This is a genomic window from Streptomyces sp. NPDC090798, assembly GCF_044768965.1.
In the GTDB taxonomy this organism is placed as follows: domain Bacteria; phylum Actinomycetota; class Actinomycetes; order Streptomycetales; family Streptomycetaceae; genus Streptomyces.
Window position 1 is genome coordinate 390,662 of record NZ_JBIVXA010000002.1, and the last position, 12,145, is coordinate 402,806.

Below are 12,145 nucleotides of genomic sequence, written 5' to 3' on the forward strand. Positions count from 1 at the left end.
GGTCACCGCCCGCCGACCGGGCTCGTCCCGTCGTCCGAGGCCGCCCCGCCGTCCGGAATCGTCGCGGTGACCAGGATCATGCTGTCCTTCTCGACCCCCGAGAACGCGGCCAGATGCGGGGCGAACCGCTCGACGGCGTACGGCAGGGCCAGCAGGTCCGCGACCCGTGCCTGCCAGCCGTAGCCGCCCCACCAGCGCTCCGCGTCCGCGAGGTGCCACACCCACGGTGTCCCCGTGCCGGACAGGGCCTCCAGCCAGGGCTTCACGAAGGGCGAGTCGGCGGTGTCGGCGTTGAGGCACTCGGCGCCGAGGCTGCTGCCCGGTGCGGAGAGCGCGCTCACCGTGCCGATCAGACGCTCCACCGCCTCCGGTGCCAGGTAGAAGAGCAGCCCCTCGCACAGCCAGGCGGTGGGCAGGCCGGGGTCGAACCCGGCGGCGAGCAGCGCGCCGCGCCAGTCGCCCAGCAGGTCGGCGGCGACCGTGGTGCGCCGGGCGGTGTCCGGCGTACGTCCGTCGACGACCCGTGCCTTGAAGGTCTGTACGGCCGGCAGGTCGACCTCGAAGACATGGGTTCCGGCGGGCCAGTCGAGCCGGAAGGCACGGGTGTCGAGCCCCGCTCCCAGCAGCACGACCTGCGCGCGTCCCTCCCGGGTCGTGGCGAGCAGGTGGTCGTCGAAGAAGCGGGTGCGGACGGCCAGCCAGTCGGGCAGCACCTTCTGCAGGACGCCGGCTCCCGGCGGGGCGCCGGCCGCCCCGGCGGCGTTCAGGAACTCGCCCGCGAGCCGGTCGTCGAAGAGGGCGTCCGCCCGCGCGGATTCATGGGCCCGCATGCGGACGGTCCACAGGGCCGTCTCCGAGACCCCGTCCAGGGCGCCGGGAGCCGCTTCGCGCTGAGCGTCGTGTTGCTGCATGGGCATGGGTGATTCCTTTGTGCGTGCGGTTGACATGGGCTGTGGAGGGGAGCGGCGACGGTGGGTCGGATGGTGGGGTGGGTCAGCGGGGCGTGCGGCGGCGGTCGAGGAACAGGGCCGCGGCGCCCAGCGCCATCAGCCCGCGTGAGGGTGACCAGGGCCGCTGTCCGCCCATGGAGGAGGGCGTGTGCGGCTCGTGGAGCTGGAGCGCGAACTGGCGGTTGGCCGCGTCGGAGAGCAGCCCGCGCCACTGTTCGGGGGCGGACGCGGCGGCCGAGAGCAGGTCCATCGTGTTGCGGGCGACCTGGTCCACGGAGAAGTACTCGCGGATCAGGGCCAGGATGATCCCGCGCGCCTCCGCCTTGAAGACCTCCGCGAGGGCGATGTCCGGCGCGAGACAGCGCACCGAACCCTCCAGGTTCGCGAAGGACTTGCCGAGCAGGGAGATGGCGGGCGCCGAGCCGATGCCCCGCCGGGTCGCCTTCTCCAGGACGGTGGTCAGGGACACCCCGAAGTTGATGTCCTCCAGGGAGGCGGTGGCGACCTTGGGGACCAGCGCGGCCATGTCGGCGGCGAACGCGGGCAGGTTCGACCAGGCGGTGACCCGGCCCATGTCGGCCCACGCGTGGGCGAGACCGTGGCCGTCGTTCTGCGCGATGGCCATGAGCAGGGGCAGCAGCTGGAGGCTGGTGCGCCGGTCGAGTCGGCCGACCATGCCCCAGTCGATGAGGGTGGCCGGGCCGCCGGGCAGCGCGAAGACGTTGCCCGCGTGCGGGTCGGCGTGGAACATCCGGTCGACGAAGTACCCGCGGTACATGAAGCGCAGCAGGTCCTTGCCGATGTCCGTGCGCTCCCGGTCGCTGAACGAGCGGCGGTCGAGATGGCGTACGGAGGTGCCGGGTGCGAGCGACTGGATCAGCACCTTGGGGGTGGCGTGGACGACCCGGGGCACGGACAGCGACGGATAGCGGCGGATGTTCTCGCGGGCCTCGTCCATGTTGCGGGCCTCGCCGGTGAAGTCCAGCTCGGGTTCCATCGCGTCGAAGATGGAGCCGAGCATCGCCTCGACGTCGATGACCTCGTTGAAGCGGGGTGCGGTACGGGCGACGATCCGGGACGCCTTGCGCATCAGTGCCATGTCCGCGCGGACGGTGTCCCGGATCCCCGGCCGCTGGATCTTCACCACGGCGGGCCGGCCGCCGGGCAGGGTCACCCGGTAGACCTGGGCCAGCGAGGCCGCCCCGAGCGGGCGGACCGTCTCGACGTCGTCGAAGCGGCGCTTCCAGTCCATTCCCAGCTCCTCCTGGAGCACGGGCTCGAAGAGGGCGAAGGGCTGGACGTCGACCTGGTCGTGGAGGTTCTGCAGTTCGCCGATCATGGAGGCGGGCACCATGTCGGGCCGGGTGGAGAGGATCTGGCCGAGCTTCACATAGAACGGGCCGAGGCTCTCCAGGGCGTGCCGCACCGCCTTCGCACGGCGTGCCCCGTCCACGGAGGTGGCCCCGTCCCCGGCGGAGGCCTCGCCCTCCGCCGGGGAGTTCGGGTCCTGCCGAGACCGCCGGCGCTCCCGCGTCACCTGGCCGACCTCGTCGGCGACGAGGCTTCCCAGCACCTTCACAACCAGCCGGAGCCGACTGCCGAGCATGGCACCCATGTGTCACAACCTCCTGTGCCTGACGAGTTCCGTCGGTCATCCGTGCGATCGCCCACGCACGTGGGTCATGCGGCGCGATCACTCACCCGAGGTGAGGCGGTACGCGCCCGGTGGAGCCCCGGATCAGCGGCGGCTCAGCCGCTCTTCCTCGCCGCCGGTGCCCGCCCGGCGCCCGCCATGGCGCCTGCCACCCCCTGGACGCCCTCCAGCACGTTCACCAGGGAGGCGACGAGCTCGGAGAGCTGGGCGATCTGCCGGGGCAGTGCGGCCAGGCCGTCCGCCATGTCGGCCGCGCCCGAGACGGCCGAGGCCGCCCCGCCGGCGACCTGTCCGAGGGCGCCCAGCGGATTGGCACCACCGAGGGCGCCGAGCGGATTGGCACCGCCGAGGGCGCCGAGCGGGTTCGCGCCGCCGCCCGTGAGGGCCGCGAGCGGATTGGGCGCCCCACCGCCCAGTGCGGCCAGCGGGTTGGGGGCCGCGCCGGCGAGCGCGGCCAGCGGGTTGGCGGCGCCGAGGCCGGCCGCGGCGTTGGCCGCGTTGGCGAGGGCGGCCACGGGGTTGGCCACGCCGCCGAGGGCGGACAGCGCGCTCACCGTCCGCAGCACATCGCCGGGAAGTCCGTTCAGCGCCTGATAGGGATTTCCCGCGGTGATCCAGTCCACGGAATGCGTGTCACCGCCTTTCCGGTCGAGAATTTCGTCGAATGCCTTCTTGGTGCTGTCGGCGATATCGCCGATGAAATCCTTGATGGTGTCCTGGGTGTTATTCTTGCTCACGGTCACTACCCTTTCCATCTCATCCGCACTCCCGGAATTCGGGAGCCGTTTTCGTCCCCCGCTCCCGGCCTGCGCCGGACGCGGAAGGAAGGCGGAAATCCGTTATGCCGCGGCGCCGTCGAGGGCCCTGGCGCAGACCAGCCGCAGCCGAGCCCGCCCCCGGGTGAACGCGCCTTCGGCCGCCTTGACCGAGATCTGGTGCATGCGGGCGAATTCCAGCGTGGAGATCCCGTGGGCGCGGGCGAGGACCACCTGTCGCTCCCGGCCCCGCAGCAGGTGCACCTGGCCGAGCAGCCAGCGCCCGAAGTCCTGGTCGCACACGCCTTCGTCCGGCAGCTCGGGTCCGCCCACGTCCGCCGCGCGGCGCAACAGCCGCCGCCTCCGCTCCAGTTCGCGGTAGTGGTCCACACAAAGACGCAGGGCGACCGAGGTCAGAAAGGGACCGATCCGGTCCTGGTCGAGATTGCCGTGGGCGGCCGCTCTGAGCATCGCTTCCTGAACGCAGTCCTCCGCGTCCTGAGCATTCGGCAGCCGGCGGCGGACCAGCCTCATCAGTCGCTCCCGGTGACTGGCGATCACATCCCAGGAGAAATCCCGCCGCACCTCTTCCTGGCATTCGTGGCTTGCTCGATCAATTGCTCGATCAACAATTCCGCACTCATCTAAGTGGTCTAGCAATTCCCTGTGATTCATGGCCCCGAGCTTGATTCCCTGGTGCGAATCAGAAAATTCGCACGGCCTATCCCCACCCGTCGCGAAGGTTCTTTTCCGAGTCAACACACCAACAAACCAGCGGGAATACGGACCACTCATCCGCATGGAAAACGGAGGACTACGTTCCGGCGTACCTCATACCGTGCTACACATTTCATGCATGCACTTGCGGCACCTCACGTCTGCGGAAACGTCACGCCATGAGGGAGACCGCACCAAAAGGGGGCCGAAATCACATCCGCCTCAACGGCGCGGGGGTCGATCGCGCCAAAATCCTCGACCGCGGACGGGCACCCGGGGGCCGACCTCGGACCACGGCGAGGGCCCGGGAACGGGCCGGGCCACCCCGAGGGGCCACCGCCACCCCGAAAGTCGTCGCCGCCGTCTGGCTCGTTCTCGCCGCCGGGCTCGGCACTCTCGCCCCCTCGGCGGACTCCTCCAAGGGTCGCCCGGGCGCACCGGCCGGTTGACGATCTCGCGATAAAGAAGGTCATCGGACCGGGCGGGCCGACTGGTGGCCTCCCGGACGGCCGCCCCCCTTGATACCCCAGGGGGTAAACTGAACGGCACCACCCCGAGGAGGAGCCACCCCATGGCCATGTCCGTCGACGAGGAAGCCAGTACCGCGATCCTCAACCGCCTGCGCCGCGCCCAGGGGCAGCTCGCCGGCGTCATCGCCATGATCGAGGCCGGCCGCGACTGCAAGGACGTGGTCACCCAACTCGCCGCCGTCTCCCGCGCCCTCGACCGGGCCGGATTCAAGATCATCGCCAGCGGGATGCGCCAGTGCCTGGCCACGGCCGACGACGAGACGCCCCCGATGTCCGAGGCCGAACTCGAGAAGCTCTTCCTCGCCCTCGCCTGAACCTGCGCGGGAACGACGACATCACGGGAACGACGACACACCGACGCGGCGTGGGCCACCCTGGCGGGTGACCCACGCCGCGGCTGTTGCCGGGGAGGCGTCAGACGGTGTCGATCGGATCGATCAGCTGGTCGTGACGGCGGTGTCGTCGACGACGAAGCTGGTCTGGAGCGAGGAGTCCTCGACGCCGCTGAACTTCAGGGCGACGGTGGTACCGGCGAACGAGGACAGGTCGAAGGTCTTCTGCGTGTACCCCGTTGCCTTGTTGAGGTTGGAGTACGTCGCCAGCGTGGTGGTGCCGGCGGTGACCGTCAGCTTGTCGTACGCGGTGCTGGTGGTGGTCTCCGCGGTGTCGATGTGCAGGTAGAAGGTGAAGCTGGCCTTGCAGCCGGACGGGATCGTCACCGACTGGGAGAGCGTGTCGGTGTGCGTCGAGCCGTAGCCGTCCAGCCACGCCTTGTACGAACCGGCGTGCGCCGCCTGGCTGCTGGAGTTGGTGATCACGCCGCTGGTCGCGGTCCAGGTGGTGTTGCCGGACTCGAAGCCCGGGTTGCCGAGCAACTGGGTCGAGGTGCAGGTGCCGCCGCCCCCGGAGGAGCTGACGGTCCAGGTGAAGGACGCGGTTCCGGTGGCTCCGGTGCTGTCGGTCACGGTGACCGTGGTGCTGTACGTCCCGGCGGTGGTCGGCGTACCGGTGATCGCTCCGGTGGAGCTGTTGATCGACAGGCCGGTGGGCAGCCCGGTCGCGGCGTAGCTCAGCGAGCCGGTGTTGGTGCTGCTGGCCGAGACCTGAAGACTCACCGCGGTGCCGACGGTGGAGGACTGACTGCCCGGGTTGGTGACGGTCACCCCGCTCGACGGCGGCGTGACATGGCTGCCGACGTTGATGCCCGCGAAGGCGTTCGCCACCCCCGCGTACTGGGTGGAGCTCGCGCCGTACAGGGCGGTGGCCGCGTTCAGGGCGGCGGTGCGGGCGCCCGCGTAGTTGGTGCTGGACGTCATGTACGACGTCAGCGCCTTGTACCAGATCTGCAGGGCCGCGGCCCGGCCGATGCCCGCGACGGCGACTCCGTCGGAGGTCGTGCTGTTGTACGTGACGCCGTTGATGACCTTGGTGCCGCTGCCCTCGGAGAGCAGGTAGAACATGTGGTTCGCCGGGCCCGAGGAGTAGTGGACGTCCAGGTTGCCGACGCCGGAGTACCAACTGTCCGCGGAGCCGCCGTCCTTGCTCGGCTTGTCCATGTAACGCAGCGGCGTGCCGTCGCCGTTGATGTCGATCTTCTCGCCGATGAGGTAGTCGCCGACGTCGGAGGCGTTGTTGGCGTAGAACTCGACGCCGGTGCCGAAGATGTCGGAGGTCGCCTCGTTGAGGCCGCCGGACTCACCGGTGTAGTCCAGGCCCGCCGTATTGGAGGTGACGCCGTGGCTCATCTCGTGGCCGGCCACGTCGAGCGAGGTGAGCGCGTGGGTGCCGCCCGAACCGTCGCCGTAGGTCATGCAGAAGCAGCTGTCGTCCCAGAAGGCGTTGACGTACGCCGAGCTGTAGTGGACGCGCGAGTAGGCCGCGACCCCGTCGTTCTTGATGCCGCTGCGGCCGAACGTGTTCTTGTAGAAGTCCCAGGTCTCCTGTGCGCCATAGGCGGCGTCCGCGCCGGCGGTCTGGGTGTTCGAGCCGGCTCCGGTGCCCCACGTGTCGTCGGAGTCGGTCATCAACGTGCCCGTGCCCGACGTGCCGTTGTTGAGGCTGTACGTCTTGTGGCCGCCCCGCGTGGTGTCGTACAGCTGGTACGTCGAACCGGACAGCGTGGTGTTCAGCGTGACCGTGCCGCTGTACTGGGTGTTGCCCGTACCGGTCTTGATGCCCTGGTAGCGGTAGAGCTCCTGGCCGGTGGTGGCGTCGGTGACGACGTGCAGCTGGCTCGGGGTGCCGTCGTCCTGGAGACCGCCGATCACGGTCTCCCAGGCAAGCTTCGGGGTGCCGCTGCCGGCCCAGATCACCTTGCGGGCACTGTCGGTGGTGGGCTTCTCGGCGGCCAGGGACTTGGCGGCCTTCAGCGCCTTGCTCGCGGCGGCGGACTTGGTGAAGGTCGCGGTGGTGGAAGCGACCTTGATGGTCCGCTTGTTGTTGAAGGTGCTGCTCACCGTGCCGACGGCGAGGGAGGCCGGCGGGGTGTGCACGATCACGTCGCCGCCCAGCACCGGCAGACCGGCGTAGGTGCGCTCGTAGCGGGTGTGGAGCGTACCGTCCTGGTCCTTGACGACGTCCTTGACGACCAGCTTCTCCTTGGCCCCGAGGCCCAGGGTGCCGGCGGTCGCCGTGGTCTTCTGTGCCGCGCTCTTCAGCAGGGCCGAGTGCTGGGCGGGGGTGAGCTTGGCCTCCAGTCCTCCGGAGCGCAGCGGACTGGGGTGGGGGGCGGCAGGCTTGGCGGCCGCGGGGACCGTCTGTATGCCGACGGCCAGGAACGCGGCGGTGGCCGCCAGCGCTCCGGCTGCGGCCGCCTGACGGGGGATTCGTCTCACTCGTACTCCTACTGCTGCGGCCGCGCGTCGACGGCCGGTGACAGACCCGGGCAGACGGGATGTGCTGGCCGGGACGAGCTGAGCAGTGCGGGGCCCCTGCGCAGACCGTGTGAGGCCTGTCCGGCAGGTGAGGAAGAAGAATGGCAGCTTGACCCAGACATGTCATTCAGGTCGGGGGCAATCGAGGGTTAACCCTCGCCCACGTTCACGTGGGGCGCACGGACGAGGTTCACCCGGGGCGCACAGGAGGCCGCCTTCACTCGGATGGCGGCGCCCGGCGGCCCTCGCGGCCACCTCGAGGACGTCCACCTCACCGGCCGCGACTTCGCCGATGGCATGGCGACGGAATACGCGAAGGCGGAACGGGGATAAGCCCGGAGAGCACGGCATCGCGCCGGACCGTGCCCCAGGGTCGGCATCCCTCCTTGGTAGTACGACCGGGTCGCGCATCTGCTCCTCAGGGAGAGGTGCGGGTGGCCCGTGAGCACGACGCGCGTGAGCGCGGCGGCGTGGAAGCTGGTTGTACGAGTCCGAGGAGGCCGCCATGAACCGCCAGATCCGCATTCGCCCCAGCCGTCGCCCCGCCACCGGGCGCGAGGTGACGATCGACCGCAGGACGCCGTCGGGCCGCCTGCTGCCCTACTGACGCGACGGCTGCCCTGCCGATCCGACGTCTGCCCTGCTCGTCCGACGGCTTTCCCTACCGATCCGGCCGGTCGGCGTATCCGTTCCGCCGCGCGCACGTTGTGGGTGGTGAAGACGACCACCCGCACGTTGTGGGTGGTGACAATGGCCACCAGACACCACGACGAGCGCTGTGCGCGGATCCGGAAGGGTTGAAAGTATGATCACCCAATGTCTGACATGACCGAGACCACGCCGGGCTGGCTGACGCCCGACGAACTCGAAAGCGCGCGCGCACGCATGCCGATCCTGTACGTCGAGGCCGTACCGGTCCGCGTCGACGACAACGGCGAAGTCACCAGCATCGGACTGCTGCTGCGCATTGGGCCGGACGGGACGGTCAGCCGCACCGTCGTCTCGGGCCGGGTGCTGCACCACGAGCGGGTCAGGGACGCCCTCCTGCGCCACCTGGAGAAGGACCTCGGCCCGGTGGCGCTCCCCCGCATCCCGACCTCGCTACAGCCCTTCACCGTCGCCGAGTACTTCCCCACGGTGGGTGTCACCCCGTTCCACGACCCCCGCCAGCACGCGGTCTCCCTCGCCTACATCGTCCCGGTGACGGGCGACTGCCGCCCCCGGCAGGACGCCCTCGACCTGGTCTGGTTCAGCCCCGAGGAGGCCTCGTCACCCGCGGTCCTGGGCGAGATGCCGGGCGGCCACGGCGCCCTCCTCAAGCAGGCCCTGGCCCACGTGGGCCGGCTGTCCTGACTTCGGGCCTCCGCTGAAGTCGGCGCGGTCCCCGGTCAGACATGCTGCCGCGGGGGTGTTCCTGCGCTGGGGGATGACGGGCACGATGCGGTTCGAACGGATGCGACTGGCCGGGTACGAGATCCAGGAGGTCCTGGGCCAGGGCGGGTTCGCCACGGTGTACCGGGCGCGGCAGCTGGCCGTGGGCCGCGAGGTGGCGCTCAAGGTGGACAGCAGGGTGCTCGACTCGCCCCGCGACCGGCAGCGGTTCATGCGGGAGGTCACCGCCGCCGGGCAGCTGTCCGGGATCCGCACGTGGTCCCGGTGTACGACGCCGGAGTATTCGGCGACAACCGCCCGTACATGGTGCTCGAACTGTGCCCCGGCGGCTCCCTGGGGGATCGTCTGCACCTCCAGGGGAGGTCATGCTGAAGTCCAGAACGGCCGCCGGACGGGCCGTCACCGGCCGGTGGGGCACGGACATCCTGCCGCCGACCGCCCAGCAGTGGGCCGACGCACTGCGCGCCTTCCGCTGTGTCGCCCACGCGGCCACGGAGGACGGGGAGAGCACCGACAGCCACTTCGGGTAGGAGCGGCCGAGCAGCGACGAGCCGATGCCCGGTCACGTCGAGATCGACGTGACCGGGCATCGGCCTCAGAGCGCAGTCACCCCGCCCGCTAGGCGGTCACCGGCTGGAGCTTGGCACGGAAGTGCCGCAGGATCGGGGACTGTTCCACGATCCGGTAGCCGTGCACGGAGTCCGCGTTCTTGGCGATGGTCTCCAGGGTTCTGCCGACGTGGTCGTAGTGGCTGCGCGTGTAGACGCGGCGCGGCAGCGCCAGCCTCACCAGCTCGTACGGCGGGCTCTTCACCGGGTTCCCGTCCTCGTCCTCCTCTCCGAGGTACAGCGAACCCAGTTCGGCCGACCGGATGCCGCCCTCCAGGTAGAGCCGGCAGGCGAGGGCGTGGCCGGGGTACTGGTGGGGCGGTATGTGGGGCAGCAGCCGGCCCGCGTTGAGGTAGATGGCGTGCAGACCGGGCGGCTCGAGGATGTCCACGCCGGCGGCGCGGACCCGCCCGGCCAGGTGGTCGGCGCTCTCCGCCCGCTCCGCGAGGTAGGAAGGTTCGGTCACCTCCTGGAGGCCCTGGGCGATCATGTCGAGGTCGCGTCCGGCCAGCCCCCCGTAGGTGGGGAACCCCTCGGTGGCGATGAGGAGGAGTTCGCACTTCTGGGCGAGTTCCGGATCGTTCAGTCCGATGAAGCCGCCGATGTGGACGATGCCGTCCTTCTTGGCGCTCATCACACAGCCGTCGGCCAGCCGGAACGCTTCTTCGGCGACCTGGCGCGGGGTGCGGTCCTTGTAGGCCGCCTCGTGCCGGGTGACCAGCCAGGCGTTCTCGGCGAACCGTGCGGCGTCCAGGATCAGGGGGACGCCGTGCCGGCGGCAGAGTTCGGAGGTCCGCTTCAGGTTCTCCATGGAGACGGGCTGACCGCCACCGCCGTTGTTGGTGATGGTCATGACGACCGCGGCGACACGCGAGCCGGTCGTCTCGGTCAGTCCCCGCTCCAGGGCCTCGAGGTCGATGTTCCCCTTGAAGGGCGCCGCGCTGTCCAGGTTCCGCGCCTCGGCGCAGGGCAGGTCGCGGGCCACACAGCCCGCCAGCTCCACATTGGCGCGGGTGGTGTCGAAGTGCGTGTTGGACAGGACGGTGTCGCCGGGCTTGAGGAGGTTGGAGAACAGGAGTCGTTCCGCCGCGCGCCCTTGGTGGGCCGGCAGGATGTGGCTGAAGCCGGTCAGTTCCGCCACCGTGTCCCGGAAACGGTAGAAGGATCGCGAGCCCGCGTAGGACTCGTCACCGGCCATGCCCACGGCGAGCTGCGCCGAGGACAGCGCACCGGTCCCCGAGTCGCTCAGCAGATCGATGGTCACCTCCTCCGCGCGCAGATCGAACAGGTTGTAGTGCACTCGTTCGAGTGCCGCCTTGCGCTGCTGGGGGGTCGTGAGCGGGATAGGTTCGACGACCTTGATCCGGTACGGCTCCATCCTGATTTCTGCTCCTGCCTTTCCGTTTCCTACTGAGTGGAGGGTCTCGCGCGGCTCGGTACCCGCCGCGCGATGGGGGGAGAACGTCTGAGGGGGCGGCTGAGCCGGCAACGGCGGCCGTACCGCGTACGCCTCCGAGGAGATGTACGCGGTCACACGGGGCGGTCGGCCACGCTCGTACACCAGCGCCAGATAGGCGATGAGCCCCACGCCGTCGTGCAGCAGCCGCGAGGTGACGGTCGCCAGCGACCGGTCGAGCGCCGCGGTGTCCATGCCGTGTCGGCGCAGCACGGCCACCGCCCGCGCGTAGGCCTCCCCGTCGTGCCGGACGTAGTCCCTGACCGGCACGTGGAGGGTGAAGCCGCTCGGCAGGCCGGTCCCGGACTCGGTGAAGGAGTGGCAGGAGAGCACGGGGCGCCCCTCCAGCCGTATGTCTTTCCCGGCGCCGGGGTGCTGCGGCGAGCTGTCGAGACCCGCAGCGACCCGCAGGAACTCCCGTACGGTCGCGGGCCGCGGGCCGGGGTCCGTGCGGGGCAGCTCACCCGCGTCGGCGGCGGCCAGGTTCCGATGGGTGACGTAGACCTTCACCCGGGGTGTCTCCCAGTCCCCGAGGTCGAGGGCGAAGAACGGATAGCCGTCGGCCCGGGGCAGCGCGGCGAACGCCTGCCGGTGGCCGAGCCTGTCCAGTGCCTCACGCACCGTCTCGGCGGCCCGATCCGCTCCGGACGCCGCCGGGTTCAGATAGACCTTGACCTTGGGGACTCCGCCGGGCCGCAACTCCAGGGCCAGCCACAGCGCCAGCGGGCCCTCGGGGGCCGGCGGGAAGAACAGGTCCTCCAGCCGGTCGAGCTGGTCGGTGCCGAAGCCCCAGCGCTCCGCCATGGCCCGGACCACGCGCAGTCCGACGCGCCCGTTCTCCGCCAGGCCTTCGGCACCGTAACCCGGTTCCAGCAGCACGCGCAGGGTGGGGGGCGCGTCCGGCACGAAGGCGAGGGAGTACTCCACCGGCGTGTGGTCGTCGGACAGGAAACTCGGGTAGGTCGGCGGCTCGTCCAACGGACGTTCCGCGACGGGACCGAGACAGTCGGTCAGGACACGCGCGTAGATCTCGCCGTCGGACGGATCCAGACCCATGGCTTGGCACAGTCGGAGTAACTGGTCGGCCACGTAACCGCCGAGCGGTTGCGTTGCCGTGACCGGGCCGCCCCCAGTGCGGGGGGAGGTGATCATCGGCCCTCCCGGCGGGTGAGCCCGGGAAGGAGGGCAAAAAGATACCCGCCTGTGCGGG

General features: G+C 70.3%; 9 protein-coding genes. 3 read left to right on the forward strand and 6 right to left on the reverse strand.

The genetic code is table 11. The annotated features are described in order from the left end of the window. Positions 1-2: 2 nt before the first annotated feature. From ACIQTP_RS05975 to ACIQTP_RS05990, 4 genes are all read right to left on the reverse strand, one after another. Positions 3-917, reverse strand: coding sequence for an SAM-dependent methyltransferase (locus ACIQTP_RS05975; protein WP_402048636.1), 915 nt, complete (start codon positions 915-917; stop codon positions 3-5). A gap of 76 nt (positions 918-993) precedes the next feature. After that, on the reverse strand, positions 994-2,565 hold the full coding sequence (locus ACIQTP_RS05980; protein ID WP_403396714.1) for an ABC1 kinase family protein: 1,572 nt from the start codon (positions 2,563-2,565) through the stop codon (positions 994-996). 134 nt (positions 2,566-2,699) lie between these two features. Beyond that, a complete protein-coding gene (locus ACIQTP_RS05985; RefSeq protein WP_403396715.1) occupies positions 2,700-3,341 on the reverse strand; it encodes a hypothetical protein in 642 nt (213 codons plus the stop codon). A 102-nt stretch (positions 3,342-3,443) separates the two neighbouring features. After that, positions 3,444-3,944: an RNA polymerase sigma factor gene (locus ACIQTP_RS05990; RefSeq protein ID WP_403396717.1), complete on the reverse strand. Its 501-nt coding sequence runs from the start codon at positions 3,942-3,944 to the stop codon at positions 3,444-3,446. Between the two features lie 709 nt (positions 3,945-4,653). Here ACIQTP_RS05990 and ACIQTP_RS05995 point away from each other — a divergent pair. After that, a complete protein-coding gene (locus ACIQTP_RS05995; protein WP_402048741.1) occupies positions 4,654-4,920 on the forward strand; it encodes a metal-sensitive transcriptional regulator in 267 nt (88 codons plus the stop codon). A gap of 123 nt (positions 4,921-5,043) precedes the next feature. Here ACIQTP_RS05995 and ACIQTP_RS06000 read toward each other — a convergent pair whose 3' ends face one another. Further along, the gene (locus tag ACIQTP_RS06000) at positions 5,044-7,440 is read right to left on the reverse strand and encodes a M4 family metallopeptidase (RefSeq protein ID WP_403396719.1); all 2,397 of its coding nucleotides are present in this window, start codon (positions 7,438-7,440) and stop codon (positions 5,044-5,046) included. Positions 7,441-8,304: 864 nt separating this feature from the next. Here ACIQTP_RS06000 and ACIQTP_RS06005 point away from each other — a divergent pair. Together ACIQTP_RS06005 and ACIQTP_RS06010 are read left to right on the forward strand one after the other, a co-directional pair. Next, positions 8,305-8,832 (forward strand): NUDIX hydrolase family protein, encoded by a 528-nt coding sequence (locus tag ACIQTP_RS06005; protein WP_060899080.1) that lies wholly within the window; start codon positions 8,305-8,307, stop codon positions 8,830-8,832. A gap of 404 nt (positions 8,833-9,236) precedes the next feature. After that, positions 9,237-9,401: a hypothetical protein gene (locus ACIQTP_RS06010; protein ID WP_403396721.1), complete on the forward strand. Its 165-nt coding sequence runs from the start codon at positions 9,237-9,239 to the stop codon at positions 9,399-9,401. Positions 9,402-9,489: 88 nt separating this feature from the next. Here ACIQTP_RS06010 and ACIQTP_RS06015 read toward each other — a convergent pair whose 3' ends face one another. Beyond that, complete coding sequence (locus ACIQTP_RS06015) at positions 9,490-11,991, reverse strand: tryptophanase (RefSeq protein ID WP_403396722.1); 2,502 nt, start codon at positions 11,989-11,991, stop codon at positions 9,490-9,492. Positions 11,992-12,145: the final 154 nt, after the last annotated feature.

What these genes read in the sequence shown, in the direction of transcription:
- ACIQTP_RS05975 (WP_402048636.1), bottom strand. Translation starts at nt 917, where the DNA reads ATGCCCATGCAGCAACACGACGCTCAGCGCGAAGCGGCTCCCGGCGCC.
- ACIQTP_RS05980 (WP_403396714.1), bottom strand. Translation starts at nt 2,565, where the DNA reads ATGGGTGCCATGCTCGGCAGTCGGCTCCGGCTGGTTGTGAAGGTGCTG.
- ACIQTP_RS05995 (WP_402048741.1), top strand. Translation starts at nt 4,654, where the DNA reads ATGTCCGTCGACGAGGAAGCCAGTACCGCGATCCTCAACCGCCTGCGC.
- ACIQTP_RS06005 (WP_060899080.1), top strand. Translation starts at nt 8,305, where the DNA reads ATGACCGAGACCACGCCGGGCTGGCTGACGCCCGACGAACTCGAAAGC.
- ACIQTP_RS06010 (WP_403396721.1), top strand. Translation starts at nt 9,237, where the DNA reads ATGCTGAAGTCCAGAACGGCCGCCGGACGGGCCGTCACCGGCCGGTGG.
- ACIQTP_RS06015 (WP_403396722.1), bottom strand. Translation starts at nt 11,991, where the DNA reads ATGGGTCTGGATCCGTCCGACGGCGAGATCTACGCGCGTGTCCTGACC.